Origin of the sequence: Haloferax gibbonsii ATCC 33959 (assembly GCF_000336775.1) — an archaeon.
Classification (GTDB): Archaea; Halobacteriota; Halobacteria; order Halobacteriales; family Haloferacaceae; genus Haloferax; species Haloferax gibbonsii.
In genome coordinates this window covers 758,889-774,114 of sequence record NZ_AOLJ01000011.1, presented here as the reverse complement: position 1 = coordinate 774,114, position 15,226 = coordinate 758,889, and the positions used below count along the sequence as shown (strand labels likewise).

Below are 15,226 nucleotides of genomic sequence, written 5' to 3'. Positions count from 1 at the left end.
ATCGTGTCACGTAGTTCGGAGTTCGAATTGGCGGGTTCGGGGCGCTCGACTCGGTCGCCGACGCCTCAGTCGAGCTGCCGCGCCACGCGCTCTGCGAAGTACGTGATGATGAGGTCCGCGCCCGCCCGCTTCATCGACAGGAGCGACTCGTGAGCGACCCCGTCGAGGTCCAACCAGCCCTTCTCGGCGGCGGCGTGGAGCATCGCGTACTCGCCGGAGACGTTGTAGGCGGCGACCGGGTGGTCGTAGCCCTCGCGGATGGCGCGGACGATGTCGAGATACGGCAGGCCCGGTTTGACCATCAGCACGTCAGCGCCCTGTTCCACGTCGAGCGCGACCTCGCGCAGCGCCTCGCGGGCGTTCGCGGGGTCCATCTGGTAGTGCCGGCGGTCGCCGAAGGCCGGCGCGCCGTCGGCCGCGTCGCGGAAGGGTCCGTAGAAGGCGCTCTCGTACTTGGCGGCGTAGGACATGATGGGCACCTCGTCGCGGCCGGCGTCGTCGAGGGCGGCGCGAATCGCGCCGACCATCCCGTCCATCGAGGCCGAGGGGGCGACCATGTCAGCGCCCGCTTCGGCGTGGGAGACGGCCGTCTCCGCGAGCAGGTCGAGTGTCGGCCCGTTTTCGACCGTCAGCGTCGGGTCGTCCTCGGCGTGGTCCTCCAGCACTCCGCAGTGGCCGTGGTCGGTGTACTCGCAGAGACACACGTCGGTGATGACGTAGGCGTCGGTCTCGGCGGTGATGGCTCGGACTGCCTCCTGTACGACTCCGTCTCTCGCGTACGCGCGCGACCCGTCGGCGTCTTTCGACTCGGGGATGCCGAAGACGATGACGGCCTCGACGCCCGCCTCGCGGACCTCGGCGACGCGGTCGGCGGCCTCGTCGACCGGTACGCGCTCGTGTCCCGGCATGGACTCGATGGGGACGCGCTCGTCGGTCGTCGCGTCCACGAAGACTGGCGCGACGAGGTCCGTCGCGTCGAGGGTCGTCTCCGAGACGAGCGGGCGAATCCCGTCGGTTCGAAGCCTGCGGGGACGGTCGGTGAACTCCATACGCCGAGTTCGGCTGGCGGCGGCAAAATGCCGTCGCTCCCGTCGCTTCGCGCCGGGTTATCCAACCCATAATGAACACGGTATCGCTCGAACCGCGCACACGACATGAGCGCCTTCACCGCCCAACTCCCGGACGTCCTTCGGGAGCTCCTCGCTTCCGACCTCGCTCTCGTCGCCCTCTTTTTCGTGTTCGTGCTGGAGGGTGCGATGCTCCTCTACGTCGCGCCGAGCGAACTCCTCGTGCCCGGGGCGCTGGTGCTGGTCGGGGAACGACTGCTACTTCCGATTCTCGCTGTCGCCGTTCTCGGCGCGACGGTCGGTCAGGTCGCGCTGTTCTCGGTCGCCAAGCGGGGCGGCCGCGAGTACCTCCTCTCGCGGTCGTGGTTCCGCGTCGGCGAGGACTCGCTCGACCGGTTCGACGGCTGGTTCGACCGCTGGGGGTCGGTCGTCGTCCCGCTGAGCAACGCGATGCTGTTCACGCGCGGGATGCTCACCGTTCCGGCCGGTCTCTCGGGTATGTCGACGAAGCGGTTCGTCGTCCTCTCGGCAACCGGAACCGTCGCGTTCGAGAGCGCGCTCGCGGCGCTGTACGTGTTCGGCGGACAGGTCCTCGCGTGACGGTCTCTCCGGCGCGGGCAACGCCCGGCGTCGCGGGGTAGGAAGGCGTTAGTGGAGGGACACCTGCTGACCGGCCGCTACTTTGTTCGATTAATGTCGAGTTTTTCCTTTAGGGCGGCGAGTTCCTCGGATTCGGCGAGTTCCTCGACCCGCTTGCGGAAGTGTCGCTCGCAGAGACCGACCTTAATGTGGTCCTTCTCCGCGGCGTATGCGGCCTCACGGTCGCAGTAGTGACACTGCATATCCCCCCTTCAGTTCCGATAGGATTTAACTCTACGCCCCACGGCACGTTCGGCGTTATTCACGGACTAACACGGTTAGAGGCCGTCTACCGCGGCGGCGAATCGGGCGAAGTCCGCCTCCGGGGGCCCGGCGCGGCCGAGGGTTTCGTCGTGGGCGTCGCTCCCGCCCGTGGCGAGCAGGTCGTAGCGTTCGATGGCCTCGTCAACGAGGGCGCGGTCGACCGCGAAGCCGTAGGAGTAGTAGCGTTCGACGGCGTCGAGGTCGGCACAGAGTTCGAGCGCGCCCGCCGGGTCGCGGTAGCGGAACGGGTGCGCGAGGCCGACCACGTCGCAGGCGTCTCGGAGGGCCGCCACGCCGTCGTCGAACGTCGGGAGTTCGCGCGGGACGTAACAGGGACCGTCCGCGCCGATGAGTTCGTCGAACGCACCTTGGTAGTCGTAGGGCGCGTCGCTGGCGTCGATAGCGCGGGCGACGTGCGGCCGACCGACTCCATCGTGGATGTCGATGTCGAGGCGGACTCCGGTCTCGGCTTCGACCGCCGCGACGATTTCGCGGGCGCGCTCCACGCGGTTCCGCTGGAGGCGCTCGACCGTCTCGACGAGGGCGGGTCGCTCCCTGAGCCCGTAGCCGAGGAGGTCGACCCGACGGTCACCCGCGTCGACGCGCAGCTCGATGCCCCGAACGATAGTCACGCCGTCGCGTTCGGTAACCGGGGCGTCGAGGTCCGGGTGGTAGCGGTCGTGGTCCGTCACGGCCACCACCTCGACCCCGCCCGCGCGGGCCGCGTCGGGGAGCGCGTCGATAGTGAGCCGGCCGTCCGAGGCGGTCGTGTGGAGATGGAGGTCCGCGACCGGCGGGCTGTCGTCCATGCCACGTGGTCGGGGCGAGGGAGAGACAAACGTTGCGCCCAGTGTATCATTAAGGACGATTAAGGACTGCAAGGGCACTAATCAAATACATGGAAAATCATTAAGAATGATGACGACACAGCTGTGGGTGTAATGCGCCTGAACGGACTCGGCGACGCCATCGATCGCCACGAATACCCGATTAGCTCGACCGACTTCGCCCAACGCCACGGCGACGAAGTAATCGAGCTCCAGAACGGTCAGGAGACCGTCGCACAGATCCTGGCCCGTCTCGGCGACGAGACGTACACGTGCCCGCAGGACGTGCGGGACGCCCTCTTCACCGGCGTCGGCCACGAGGCAATCGGTCGTCGATACTACAGCGACCGCGACCCGTCCCCGCTCGGTGAGAACGGGCCCGAGATGGTCTCGTTCTGAGGCCGGCTCTCGTCCCGTCTCGATTTTTTCCTTTCTGACTGCGACCCGCGAGCCGTCGGCTCGGGGTCGGATTCGGATTCGGCGTACTCGACCGCGCGCCCGCGATGGGCTCGGTCCACGACCGGTCAGAACGAACGTCAGTCAGCGAGCCACGGCAGGTCCACCGGGACCGACCCCTTCGAGTAGCCTTCGACCTGTCCCGACGGGCGGAGCCGGAAGACCACCGCGGGTCGGTGCCGCACGTCGGGCTTCTCGCCCATGATGGCGGACCAGTCGTCGTCGGGGAACGACGAGCAGTCGACGAACAGCGTCACGCCGCCGCCGTGTTCGGCGAGTTGGCCCTCGCCGTTGGTCTTGGTCTGTGCCGTGTCGCGAATCGCGGCGATTGGGTTGCTCACGGAGCGCCGGTTCGGCGGGAGCGGCCGCGTCACCTCGATGAGCGCGCCGCCCGCGGGGGTGTTCTCCGCGCGGAAGTCGATGGAGTGACCGGTCGTCACGGCGATTTCGGGCGTGATGTCGTACCCCGCGTCGTCGAGGAGGTACGCCACGTCGAACTCGCCCATCGCCGCGGCCATCCGTATCGGGTCGAAGTACTCCGAGGTGCCGAGCTTTCCGGCCATGACCTCGCGGTACTCGTCGAGGACGCCCGTGGCGAAGAACGACTCGTAGAACTCCAGGGCCTCCTCGCGGGTCGCGTCCGGGAAGCCCGCCGCGTGGTCGTAGAAGAACTCGCGGGTCGTCTCGCGGCCGTCCTTCGAGAGGAACACCGGGAGGAAGAACCACGAGAGGTGCGGATAGGGCTTCAGCCACGGCGACTGGTCGAACAGCTCGGCGATGAGTTCGCGCTGGGCCCACCGAGAGACCTCGAAGGGAGCCTCGTCGAAGCCCTCTTTGTCGGTCCGCCACAGCGAACTCGGCGTCTCGGTGTTGCCTATCCAGTAGGCGTGGTCGTCGGTCCACGCGAAGAGGGCGGTGTCGCCGTTGTCCATGTCGAACCGACGGGCCTCGTACCCCTCGGGCGGTGCGTACCACGGTGCACCCATCTCTGCGCCGAGGTTGGCGTCGAGCGGCTGGAAGATGTCGCGGGTGATGCGCGAGTCGTCCCAGCGTCCGGGGGCGTAACGAAAGCGAAGCGGGCGTGCCACACACGGTGTAGTTCGGCGATTGTTTTTACCCTTTCCTGCCGCGGGGCCCGTTTTCACCGGTGCCCTCCCCCTTCTGTCCCCGGTTCCGCCGAGTATCACGATTGTGAATCTCTCCGATAGCTATATGTGGCACACACTCACATGGTAAGTCGAACCATGTCAATGGGGGCATACGACGAAGCCGAACACGAACGCCGCGAGCGGATGACGAGCCAGGTCGAACCCGGGACCGACGACGACCGGAAGACCTACCGCGGGAGCGTCGAGTACGACTCCGGCGACTCGACCGATGCGCTGCTCGAACAGTTCAAGCGGATGAAGTCCGACGACTGACCCGTCACCTCTCCTGTTCCTGCGTACCTCACGTCCTCGTCAGCGCCGCGGCCGTCACCGACACGACGGTCACGGCGACGACGTGCCCGCCGACCGCGAAGAGGAGCACCGGCTGGTCGGCGATGAACGGGAGCAACAGCATCTGCGCGACCGCGAAGCCGACGTTCAGGAGGTTCACCCGCCTGACCGTCCCGGCGGTCGGGCCGTCGAACCGGTAGCGGACCGCACCCCAGAGACCCACGACGGCCGCCCACCACGACGTGCCGATTCGGTAACAGAGGTCCCAGAGGACGAGCAGCGTCAGGTAGACGACCACGACCGGCGGTTCGGGGCCGAACAGCGTCGTCATGAGCGGCGTCCCCGGCTGTTGCGGGTCGAAGACGAACAGGTGCGTCACGAGCGCGACGAACGCGAGCACGCCGAGGACGACCTCGATGCTCGACCCGAAAAGCAGGCGTCGATAGGGCGCGGGCACCCTCGCGGCGCGGGTCCACTCGCCCATGCGGAGCATCACGACGCTCCCCGCGGCCGCGACGACGATGGCCGCGGTGCCCGCGACCGCCGCGGCCCACAGGTCGTACACCCACGCGAAGACGAGCACGGCGACCTCGAAGACGGCGATTTGGAGGGCGATAGCGCCCGCCTCGCCGATTCTCACGCCCGGGAGCGCGCCGACGATGCTCTCGTACACCCACGTCTCGCCGTACTCCGGGGCGTCGTTCATATCCCGGCCCTACGGCCCCGCGGTATATCAATCGCCGCCGCGCTCGGGGCGCGCGGGCGGGCGGTTCGAGTCCCGCTCACGTCGGGCTTGTCGACGTCGGTTCGACGGCTCGCTCCCGAATCTCGCGCTCCTCGCGGAGCGCCCGCTCGACCGCGGCGTCGAACGGCGTCTCGTCCACCTCGACGATGTCGCGGATGCGGTCGTCGCCGACGACGACGGGGTTTTTCAGCCCCTCGATGAGCGGTCGGGCGACGCCCGTGTCCACGTCGGTCACGAGGCCGATCCAGTACGACGAGAGCCGCGGCGTCAACACGGGCACGGCGACGATTCGGGGCGCGTGGCCCAACTGCGCGCCGACGCGCTGGAGCATCTCCCGGTAGGTGAGCACGTCCGGGCCGCCGATTTCGTAGGTCTCGCCCGCCGTCTCGGGGTGGTCGAGGACGCCCGCGAGGTAGGCGACAACGTCGGTGATGGCGATGGGTTGACACCGCGTTTCGACCCACTGCGGCGTCACCATGACCGGGAGGCGCTTGGCGAGTTGGCGCACCATCTCGAAGCTCGCGCTCCCCGCGCCGACGATGATGGCCGCCCGGAGGGTCGTCAGTTCGGGCGACCCCGACGCGAGGATGTGTTCGACCTCACGGCGCGACCGAAGGTGCGGCGAGAGCTGGTCGCGGTCCTCGCCGAGACCGCCGAGGTAGACGATTCGTCCGACTCCGGCGGACTCGGCGGCGTCGACGAAGTTGCGGGCGGCGAGGCGGTCGCGCGCCTCGAAGTCGCCGCCGGAGTGCATCGAGTGGATGAGGTAGTACGCCGCGTCGACGCCCGCCATCGCGGGGGCGACCGTCGCCGGTTCGAAGATGTCGCCTTCGACCACGTCCACGCCCGGCGGACCGTCGTAGCGCGCCGCGTCGCGGACGAAGACGACCACGTCGTGGCCGGCGTCGAGGAGGAGGGGAACGAGGTGCCGGCCGACGAACCCGGTCGCACCGGTCACGAGCACTTTCATGCTGTTCGATAACGCCGCGCATGATGTTAACGTATCGCCCGTCGACCCGACCGCGGTCCGTCCGCCCCCGTCGCTCGCCACCCGCGGTTCAGTCGTCGCGGCGAACCGCGTCCCAGCCGGGGGTTTCCGGCGCGCCGCGAGCGACTTCGACCTCGTCGGGGTCGGGTGCCTCGTCGGCCGCGCTCCCGAGACGACCGGCGACCGCGTCCCACGCCGCGACGGCTTCGCCCGCCCACGACTCGCTTTCGAGCGTCTTCGCACGCGCTCGCGAGGCGCGGTCGTCGTCGACCTCGGTCGACCCGGGGTGCGACCCGACCGCGACGCCGACGAACTCCGCGCGGTCCTCCGGGGTCAGGTCGCGGGTTTTGAGGTGCTCGATGGTCCCCGCCAACCGCTCGGGCTCCGGGTGGACGAACACCTTCGCGCCGAGGGCGTGTGGGCCGAGGAGCAGGCCGTGGAGGTCGTCCGGGGGCGCGTCGTCGAGCAGACGCTCGCCGCCGTGGTGTCGCTCGACGCGCTCGCACTCGGTCTCCTGTCCGAGGACGAGGTTGTGGCCCGGATACTCGGCGCACTCGTCGGGATAGAACTCGGTGTCGTGGATGCGGCACTGGAGGCTCTCGGGGTCGAGAAACGCGCAGGCGCGGAGCCACGTCCGCTCCAGTCCGAACGGCGCGACGGGCTTCGGCGGCTTGCGCATGCCGACGAAGAACGCCGGCTTCCCGGCGATTGCGGCGACTTCGACGCCGTCGATTTCGACGCCCTCGCCCGGCGACGCCTCCCACAGCCGCGGGGTGAGGACGTCGCCCAGTCCGGCCTCGACGAAGTCCCGGATCTCGTCGCGAGTCAGCGGAACGAGGTTGTAGGTGTCGTCGAGCGGCGCGCGCGGCCCGCGGCGCTCGTGGTCGAGCGGGACCGGCGCGACCGGTCGCCAGTCGATACAGCAGCCCGCACAGCCTTCGCAGTCGACGCGCATGCCACGAAAGTTATACGCCAGCCGACAAGAAGCTCCCGGCGGGTCGGTCGTGTCGGCCGATTACGCGCCCGGCGTCGCGGCGCGTCGCTTTTGCCGCCTCGGGCCCTCGGTTCTCCCATGACCTCCGAACCGTGCGACGCCTGCGGGAAGGGCGTCCGCATCGCCGGCGGCATCGGCGACCTCTGGAACTTCCCCACCTCCTCGTCCGGTGGAATGACGCTGGAACTCGTCGACGGCTCCGAGCACTTCCTCTGTTTCGACTGCATGGAGCGACTGCCGGGCGACCGCGAACCGACCGCTGAGGACGTGGCGGCGCTTTAGACCCGCGTTTCGTCGAGCCGCCACCGCCGCGACCGCACCCCGGAGCGGTGGATTTAGGCCCGTCCGAGGACTCCATCGACCGTGGACCCGTCGCGCATCATCGACTCGTTTCCGGCCCCCAGTTTCCGCGGCGCGCAGGAACAGGCCCTGCGCGATATCCGCGACGCCTTCGCCGACGGCAACGACGTGGTCTTGGTCCGCGCGCCGACCGGGAGCGGCAAGTCGCTGCTCGCCCGCGCCATCGCGGGGTCGGCGGCGACCGTGGACGAGACGTCGCCCGCGCAGGCGACCGACGCCTACTACACGACCCCGCAGGTGTCGCAACTTGACGACGTGGCCGAGGACGACCTGCTTTCGGACCTCAAGATAATCCGCGGCAAGTCCAACTACAACTGCATCATCCGCGGCGAGGAAGACACCCCGGTCGACCGCGCTCCCTGCGCCCGCAAGCGCGGCTTCGACTGCTCGGTCCGGCACCGCTGTCCGTACTTCTCCGACCGCGCCATCGCCTCGAACCGCCAAATCGCGGCGATGACGCTCGCGTACTTCATGCAGACCGCCGGCTCCGACGTGTTCAGAAAGCGCGACGTGGTCGTCGTCGACGAGGCCCACGGGCTGGCCGAGTGGGCCGAGATGTACGCGACCATCGACCTGAAGCCCCGGACCGTGCCGGTGTGGGACGACATCGGCGTGCCGGACGTCGCGGCCGCGGGCGACCCCGTCGAGCGCGCCTCGCGCTTCGCGGAGACGCTCGTCGGCGTCTGCAAGCGCGAGAAAGACGAGTTGCTCACGCAGTCCGAACTGACGCCCGAGGAGGCCGCCCGCCGCGACCGCCTGCAGGAACTCATCGGCGAACTGAAGTGGTTCGTCGAGGACTACCGCGACCCCCAGAGCCCGACGACGTGGGTGGTCGACCAGCACGACGGCGAGGGTTCGCCCATCGCCATCAAGCCGCTCGACCCCGCGAAGTACCTCCAACACACCGTCTGGGACCGCGGGAACAAGTTCGCGCTCCTGTCGGCGACCATCCTCAACAAGGCGGCGTTCTGCCGGTCGGTCGGTCTCGACCCCTCGAAGGTCGCGCTCGTGGACGTCGAACACACCTTCCCCGTCGAGAACCGGCCGCTGTACGACGTGACGCAGGGGAAGATGACCTACGAGCACCGCGACGAGACGCTGCCGAAAATCGCTCGCCTCGCCGTCCGCCTGATGGCGAAACACCCCGACGAGAAGGGCCTGATTCACTGTCACTCCTACGCGATTCAGGCGGAGCTTCGCCGCCGCCTCGCCGAGATGGGCCTCGGCAACCGCGTCCGCGGCCACGACCGCGACGACCGAAACGTGGAACTGGAGACGTGGAAGGCGACCGACCGACCGGAGGTGTTCCTCTCCGTGAAGATGGAGGAGGCGCTGGACCTGAAAGGCGACCTCTGTCGCTGGCAGGTGCTCTGCAAAGCGCCCTACCTCAACACGAACGACTCCAGGGTCGCCCGTCGCCTCGAAGACGGCCAGTGGGCGTGGTACCGCCGCGCAGCCCTCCGGACCGTGATTCAGGCGTGCGGCCGGGTCGTGCGCGCGCCAGACGACTACGGCGACACCTACGTCGCCGACAGCAGTCTGCTCCAACTGTTCGACAAGACGCGAACCGACATGCCCGACTGGTTCGCGGCGCAGGTCGACCGCATGACGAAACCCGACCTCCCCGAGTTCGACCCCGTCGCGGCGGGCGGTCGCGGGGGAAACGCGGACAACGCGCTTGGTGGGACCGCGAACCTCGGCGGCTCGACGAGTCGGTCGTCCGGAGCGTCGGGTGGTAGCTCTGGCTCGCGGGGCGGTTCGACTCGCGGTTCGGGTTCTTCGGGAAGTCGCGCGGGCGGCTCCGGTGGCGCGTCGGCCGGCGGTTCCGGCGGTCGCAAGAGCGGCGGCTCGTCCGGCGGTTCGGACGACGGCGGCCGGAGCAATCACCCGCTTTCGGACGTGTGGGGCGAGTGATTACAGGAGGAGGCTGGCCCCAGAGAACAGCGCCGACCCAATCATGAGCGCGACGAGCGTCAGCGCGATAACCTGCTGTCGGTCCATGGCTGTGGGTTGGACGGCCGGTAATTAACGCTTCTGCACCGGTTCGCACGAGTGATAACATCGTCCCCGAGACCGCGCCGTCCCGGCGGTGTCATGTCATCTCGTCCCGTTCGAGCGGCAAAAATCGCCATAGTGTCCAAGAGAGTCGCCGCCTCCGACACATTTCCTCAATGATTGTTAATGTGTTTGGCCGTTTGGCGAACGAGATGCGGAAATAGGGCAGAGTTTGTAAAGCTATAGTTCTCCTAACTTTGTCTTTGACACGCTTTCTCACGAAATAGTTAACACCAATGCCACTGAATGATGGAGTATCGGCCATGCACACCAACGCACTCGCCACGGCGATGACACTGTATCGTAGTGGGACACTCACACTCTCGCAGGCGGCCGCCCGCTCCGGCTACTCCGAGGACGACCTGCTCCTCGCCCTCCAGCGCCACGGTGTGCCCGTGCACGAAGACGACGCTCCGGCCGCGTCCCTCTCGACGGACCGGCCGGCCAGCGCCGACTGATTCTGCTCCGTCGTTCGATTATCTCCCGTTCCTGAGCGACCGCTTTTCCTGTTCAGTTGTCGGTCGACCCATGATTCGTAAAAGCACAAACGCCGTCGTCGCCGCGTTCCGTCTCTCTTCGCTGCGGTCTGCTTACTCTTCGTCCTCGTCTTCGACGACCTCGTTCGGGAGGATGTGCAGTCCCGACTGGCTCTTGAGGACCGGCACCATCGCGGCGTCGGCGTCGAAGTAGTCCGGCCGGGGGATGGTCTTCGCCTCGTACGTCTCGGGGTCGAGCACCTGCACGGCGTGTTCGTCCTCGACGGTGACGACGGTGGTCTCCGCCGCGTCCTCGACGGAGCCGAGGTCCTCGGCCTCGGGCCGCTCGCCCTCCTCGAACTCCGACTCGTAGGGGTCGCCCGAGGTGAGACGCGTCCCCTTGAGCCGGCCGCGGTTGCTCCGCACGAGAACCGGCCCGTCGCCGTCTTCGGGGTCGATGACGTCGCCGGCGGTGAACCGCGGCAGGCGGGCGACGAACGTGACGCGGTAGACCTCGTTGCCGTCGCCGTCTTCCGTGACGAGCGTCGGGTGCTCCTCGATGGTGCCGCCGAAGCGCTCGCGAATCTGCTTCGCGACGCCGCTTCCCATCTTGTTGGTCGAAATCTTGATGTTCGGGCCGTTTGGCGTCCGCTTGATACTCGAGATGAACGCGTCTCGGTCGCCTTTCTCCTCGCGTTCGGCGATGTAGGACTCGGCGATTTCGATGGCCGTCTCGGCCTCGTCCGTCGTCGGCGTCCGGTCGTCGGCGCGGACCTGCACGAGGCTGGCGAAGTAGCCGCCTGCGATGCGGCCGCAGCGCTGGCAGGTCTCGCGGGCGATGCTCACCGGGACGACGACGGACTCCTCCAGCGGCGTGCCGCGGACGACGCCCGAGAAGTGGCAGTGCATCCGGATGTTGTTCTCGTCGATCTGCTCGGGTTCGACGCCCCAGCGGACCTCCTCGGCGTTGAGGTGGACGCCGAGGGAGTTCGACACCTCCTCGATGGCGATGTCGGTGTAGTCGCGCGCGCCGACGTCGACCCACCGGTTGCCCCGGTGAATCGCGCCGCACTGCGCGCAGACGCGGACCTGCACCTTGTCGGGTGCATCCACGAGGTCGAAGTCCTCGAAGTAACACGAGTCGCAGAGCACGTCGTCGCGCTCGCGCGGCATCCCGGGGAGCGGTTCCGGTCGCTCCGGAACCGGGTCGCCGCACCGAGGGCAGAAGTCGCGGGATTCGCTCATTGACGGCTCTAGTCCGTTCGACCGCTTAAGTTCGGCGTCACGGCCGCGCCGGTGAGTCCCGACTGTCGTCGACGCGTGCCTCAGTAGCCGTGCGTCGGCTCAGTACTCGCCCGCCTCGTCGCGCAGGTACGACGCGGCCTCCTCGTCGGAGACCTGCGCGAAATCACGGTAGAACACGCCGACGGCTCCGAACGCCTCCGGCGACTCGACCGCGACGACGGCGTCGCACTCGGCTTCGAGGTCCGAGAGGGTGTGCGGCGGCCCGACCGGGACCGCGAGGACGACGCGCTCCGCGCCGCCCGCGACGACCTGCCGCAGGCACGCCCGGGCGGTCGCGCCGGTTGCGACGCCGTCGTCGACGACGACGACGCGCTTTCCGTCCACGTCGGGAAGCGGGTCGCCGCCGCGGTACAGCGACACCTTCTCTCTGGCCGCTCCGGCCTCGCGCTCGCGCTCGCGGTCGAGGTAGTCGTCGCCCACGTCGAGGTACGAGAGCAGGTCGTCGTTCCACCACGCGCTCCCGTCGCCCGCGACCGCACCCACGGCGAGTTCGGGGTTGTCGGGTGCGCCGACCTTGGACGCGACCACCACGTCGAGCGGCGCTCTGAGGCGGTCTGCGACCTCCCTGCCGACCGGGAGCCCGCCCCGCGGGATGGCCAACACGAGGTCGGCCGCCTCTTCTCGCTCGTCGAGCAGGTCCGCCAGTCGGCGGCCCGCGTCTTCCCTATCGGCGAACATGTCACCCGGAACTACGCGCTCCCGCGGCAAAACGATATGTCCCGATTCTTCACGGCTCGGGCGCTCCCGTGCGACACCTTCGCACTCCAACAGCGTTTATTAGCCGGATTACTAATCACGTGGTATGAACTGGAAACCGGACTGGGGACTTCGCGGGCGGATGGCGCTCACGATGTTCCTCCTGTTCGCCCTCTACATCGTCTTCGCGGGGGTGTTGTTCGCCTACTTCCAGAGCCTCGCCGTCATGGCCGGGTTCATGGGCGTCTTCCTCTTCGCGCAGTTCTTCTTCAGCGACAAAATCGCGCTGTACAGCATGGGCGCGAGCGTCGTCGACGAGGACGACGGCCCGCAGGCGCGGAAGCTCCACGCGATGGTCGGTCGCCTCTCTCAGCAGGCTGACCTCCCGAAGCCGAAGGTCGCCATCGCAGACACGCGCGTCCCGAACGCCTTCGCGACGGGGCGCTCCCAGAAGAGCTCGGCCGTCTGCGTGACGACCGGCCTGATGGACACCCTCGACGACGACGAGTTAGAGGGCGTCATCGCCCACGAGCTCGCGCACGTGAAGAACCGCGACGTGATGGTCATGACCATCGCGTCGTTCCTCTCCAGCATCGCCTTCCTCATCGTCCGCTGGGGCTGGTTCTTCGGCGGCGACGACAACCGACAGAACGCCCCGGTCATCGTCGCCATCCTCGCGTCGCTCGCCGTCTGGATAATCTCGTACCTCCTGATTCGGGCGCTCTCGCGGTACCGCGAGTACGCCGCCGACCGCGGGGCCGCCGTCATCACCGGCCGCCCCTCGGCGCTGGCGTCCGCGCTGCTCAAGATTTCGGGCCGGATGGACAACGTCCCGAAGCGCGACATGCGCGACACCTCGGAGATGAACGCGTTCTTTATCATCCCCATCAAGTCGGACTTCATCGGTCGCCTGTTCAGCACCCACCCCTCCACCGAGAACCGCGTCGAGCGCCTCCGCGACCTGGAGCGCGAGATGGAGACCGCTTGAGTTCCGATGGGACTGTTCGATTCATTCCGCGCCATGCTCGGCATCAGCGCCGAGTCCGACGCGACCACCAAGGCGGACCCCGAGGACCTCTTCGGGATGAGCACCGCCTACCTGACGATGGAGGCCGACCTCCGGTTCGACTCGGCCGACGAGGCGGCGCTGTGTTTCTCCTCCGTCGACAGCACCGACTTCGCGGACACCGTCGACGCCGTGGAGGACATCCTCACCGCCGGGAGCGAGGAGACCGGCACCGAGTTCCGCCGGCACACTGACGGCCACGGCTACAACTGGGTCGTCCTCGCCGACGACGACCCCGAGGACCTCGTGACGAGCGTCCACTTCGCCGCCGACGAGTTCATCGAGCGCGGCTACGGCTCGCGCCTGCTCGCCGCCCTGTTCGGCTTCGAGCGCGACGGCGACCGCGCCTACTGGATTTACTCGTTCCGCCGCGGGGCGTACTACCCCTTCGCCCCGCAGGGCTCCTCGACGCGGAATCAGAGTCTGGAGTTCAAGCTCGAATCGGTCCTCGACGGCGAACTGTCGATAGAGGACGACGAGAGCTACTGGTACCCGCTGTGGCCGTCGACGCCGAACGGCCACCCGTGGGACTGACCGCGCGCTTTCGACGTTCCTGACTCGCTCGCGGCCGCCACTTCCCCCCGATTTCACTTTCGCGCTAGCTAACGCTCCCGGCCGCTTCGGACTCCGTCCCAGTTCTCCCACCTGTCCGTCCTAACTCCGCGACATCGCCCTTGAACCTCCGTGGTGACCCGACAGCCGACCCCGGCACGTCTTCCGATTTCACTTTCACCTTGCTGTTAACGAGGGTTTATGAGGGTATAGGCGGAACGACTGGGTATGGCAGAAGACGACCTCGAAAGTCTCCCCGGCGTCGGCCCGGCGACGGCCGACAAACTCGTCGAGAGCGGTTACGACAGCTATCAGTCCATCGCGGTCGCCAGCCCCGGCGAACTGTCGAACAAGGCTGACATCGGCTCCAGCACGGCCTCCGACATCATCAACGCGGCCCGCGACGCGGCCGACGTGGGAGGCTTCGAGACCGGTTCCATGGTCCTCGAACGACGCCAGCAGATCGGCAAGCTGAGCTGGCAGATAGACGAGGTGGACGAACTCCTCGGCGGCGGTCTCGAAACACAGTCCATCACCGAAGTCTACGGTGAGTTCGGTGCCGGTAAGTCCCAGATCACGCACCAACTGGCCGTCAACGTCCAGCTTCCGCCCGAACAGGGCGGCCTCGGCGGCGGGTGTATCTTCATCGACTCCGAAGACACGTTCCGCCCGGAGCGTATCGACGACATGGTTCGCGGCCTCGAAGACGACGTGCTCGAAGCCACGCTCGCCGACCGCGAAATCGAAGGCTCCGTCGACGACGAAGAGACGATGCAGGCACTCGTCGACGACGTCCTCGACAAGATTCACGTCGCGAAGGCGTTCAACTCCAACCACCAGATTCTCCTCGCCGAGAAGGCCAAGGAACTCGCCGGCGAGCACGAGGACACCGAGTGGCCGGTCCGCCTCCTCTGTGTCGACTCGCTTACCGCCCACTTCCGCGCCGAGTACGTCGGCCGCGGCGAACTCGCGGAGCGCCAGCAGAAGCTCAACAAGCACCTCCACGACCTGATGCGCATCGGCGACCTGTTCAACACGGGCATCCTCGTCACCAACCAGGTCGCGTCGAACCCCGACTCCTACTTCGGCGACCCGACCCAGCCCATCGGTGGCAACATCCTCGGCCACACCTCGACGTTCCGTATCTACCTCCGCAAGTCCAAGGGCGACAAGCGTATCGTCCGCCTCGTGGACGCGCCGAACCTCGCCGACGGCGAGGCCATCATGCGCGTGCAGGACGCGGGTCTCAAGCCCGAGTAAGCCGACGTTAGCCCGCGAAGTCAGCCGGGCGACGTTA

18 protein-coding genes are annotated in these 15,226 nt (G+C 67.7%); 9 read left to right on the top strand and 9 right to left on the bottom strand.

Going from position 1 to position 15,226, the window contains the following annotated elements; genetic code table 11:
- Window positions 1-65: 65 nt before the first annotated feature.
- Window positions 66-1,049 carry a porphobilinogen synthase gene (hemB, locus tag C454_RS06895; RefSeq protein WP_004973956.1) on the bottom strand — a complete coding sequence of 328 codons (984 nt, stop codon included), beginning with the start codon at window positions 1,047-1,049 and terminating at the stop codon, window positions 66-68.
- A gap of 105 nt (window positions 1,050-1,154) precedes the next feature.
- On the opposite strand from hemB, the gene C454_RS06890 reads away from it, so the two are divergent.
- Entirely contained in the window at window positions 1,155-1,667 is a 513-nt protein-coding gene (locus C454_RS06890; RefSeq protein WP_004973955.1) for a DedA family protein, read from the top strand.
- 77 nt (window positions 1,668-1,744) lie between these two features.
- On the opposite strand, the gene C454_RS20705 is transcribed toward C454_RS06890, so the two are convergent.
- Window positions 1,745-1,909, bottom strand: a complete 165-nt coding sequence (locus tag C454_RS20705; RefSeq protein WP_004045157.1) for a DUF6757 family protein — start codon at window positions 1,907-1,909, stop codon at window positions 1,745-1,747.
- A 75-nt stretch (window positions 1,910-1,984) separates the two neighbouring features.
- Complete coding sequence (locus tag C454_RS06885; protein WP_004973954.1) at window positions 1,985-2,779, bottom strand: PHP domain-containing protein; 795 nt, start codon at window positions 2,777-2,779, stop codon at window positions 1,985-1,987.
- A gap of 132 nt (window positions 2,780-2,911) precedes the next feature.
- Here C454_RS06885 and C454_RS06880 point away from each other — a divergent pair, with 132 nt between their 5' ends.
- Window positions 2,912-3,196: a DUF5789 family protein gene (locus tag C454_RS06880; protein ID WP_004973953.1), complete on the top strand. Its 285-nt coding sequence runs from the start codon at window positions 2,912-2,914 to the stop codon at window positions 3,194-3,196.
- A 137-nt stretch (window positions 3,197-3,333) separates the two neighbouring features.
- Here the strand turns inward: C454_RS06880 and C454_RS06875 are convergent, their stop codons facing one another.
- The gene (locus C454_RS06875) at window positions 3,334-4,341 is read right to left on the bottom strand and encodes a DUF5784 family protein (RefSeq protein WP_004973952.1); all 1,008 of its coding nucleotides are present in this window, start codon (window positions 4,339-4,341) and stop codon (window positions 3,334-3,336) included.
- Window positions 4,342-4,497: 156 nt separating this feature from the next.
- Between C454_RS06875 and C454_RS20700 the strand changes: the two genes are divergently transcribed.
- Entirely contained in the window at window positions 4,498-4,674 is a 177-nt protein-coding gene (locus tag C454_RS20700) for a DUF5786 family protein (RefSeq protein WP_004968847.1), read from the top strand.
- 28 nt (window positions 4,675-4,702) lie between these two features.
- Here C454_RS20700 and C454_RS06870 read toward each other — a convergent pair whose 3' ends face one another.
- The 3 genes from C454_RS06870 to C454_RS06860 all read right to left on the bottom strand — a co-directional run bounded on the left by C454_RS06870 (window position 4,703) and on the right by C454_RS06860 (window position 7,380).
- Window positions 4,703-5,398, bottom strand: coding sequence for a DUF7530 family protein (locus C454_RS06870; RefSeq protein WP_004973951.1), 696 nt, complete (start codon window positions 5,396-5,398; stop codon window positions 4,703-4,705).
- Between the two features lie 76 nt (window positions 5,399-5,474).
- Entirely contained in the window at window positions 5,475-6,407 is a 933-nt protein-coding gene (locus tag C454_RS06865) for an NAD(P)H-binding protein (protein WP_004973950.1), read from the bottom strand.
- Between the two features lie 88 nt (window positions 6,408-6,495).
- On the bottom strand, window positions 6,496-7,380 hold the full coding sequence (locus C454_RS06860) for a YkgJ family cysteine cluster protein (RefSeq protein WP_004973949.1): 885 nt from the start codon (window positions 7,378-7,380) through the stop codon (window positions 6,496-6,498).
- Between the two features lie 117 nt (window positions 7,381-7,497).
- Between C454_RS06860 and C454_RS06855 the strand changes: the two genes are divergently transcribed.
- The 3 genes from C454_RS06855 (at window position 7,498) to C454_RS06845 (ending at window position 10,292) form a co-directional block, all read left to right on the top strand.
- Entirely contained in the window at window positions 7,498-7,701 is a 204-nt protein-coding gene (locus C454_RS06855; RefSeq protein ID WP_004045177.1) for a DUF7561 family protein, read from the top strand.
- Between the two features lie 81 nt (window positions 7,702-7,782).
- Window positions 7,783-9,693, top strand: a complete 1,911-nt coding sequence (locus tag C454_RS06850) for a helicase C-terminal domain-containing protein (RefSeq protein WP_004973948.1) — start codon at window positions 7,783-7,785, stop codon at window positions 9,691-9,693.
- Window positions 9,694-10,097: 404 nt separating this feature from the next.
- Window positions 10,098-10,292, top strand: coding sequence for a DUF7317 family protein (locus C454_RS06845; RefSeq protein ID WP_008091125.1), 195 nt, complete (start codon window positions 10,098-10,100; stop codon window positions 10,290-10,292).
- Between the two features lie 132 nt (window positions 10,293-10,424).
- On the opposite strand, the gene C454_RS06840 is transcribed toward C454_RS06845, so the two are convergent.
- A complete protein-coding gene (locus tag C454_RS06840; protein ID WP_004973946.1) occupies window positions 10,425-11,555 on the bottom strand; it encodes a 60S ribosomal export protein NMD3 in 1,131 nt (376 codons plus the stop codon).
- A 99-nt stretch (window positions 11,556-11,654) separates the two neighbouring features.
- Window positions 11,655-12,293 (bottom strand): phosphoribosyltransferase, encoded by a 639-nt coding sequence (locus tag C454_RS06835; RefSeq protein WP_004973945.1) that lies wholly within the window; start codon window positions 12,291-12,293, stop codon window positions 11,655-11,657.
- Window positions 12,294-12,417: 124 nt separating this feature from the next.
- On the opposite strand from C454_RS06835, the gene htpX reads away from it, so the two are divergent.
- From htpX to radA, 3 genes are all read left to right on the top strand, one after another.
- The gene (gene htpX / locus C454_RS06830) at window positions 12,418-13,299 is read left to right on the top strand and encodes a zinc metalloprotease HtpX (protein ID WP_004973944.1); all 882 of its coding nucleotides are present in this window, start codon (window positions 12,418-12,420) and stop codon (window positions 13,297-13,299) included.
- 6 nt (window positions 13,300-13,305) lie between these two features.
- The gene (pspAB, locus tag C454_RS06825) at window positions 13,306-13,911 is read left to right on the top strand and encodes a PspA-associated protein PspAB (protein ID WP_004973943.1); all 606 of its coding nucleotides are present in this window, start codon (window positions 13,306-13,308) and stop codon (window positions 13,909-13,911) included.
- 246 nt (window positions 13,912-14,157) lie between these two features.
- Entirely contained in the window at window positions 14,158-15,189 is a 1,032-nt protein-coding gene (gene radA, locus C454_RS06820) for a DNA repair and recombination protein RadA (RefSeq protein ID WP_004973942.1), read from the top strand.
- Window positions 15,190-15,226 lie beyond the last annotated feature (37 nt).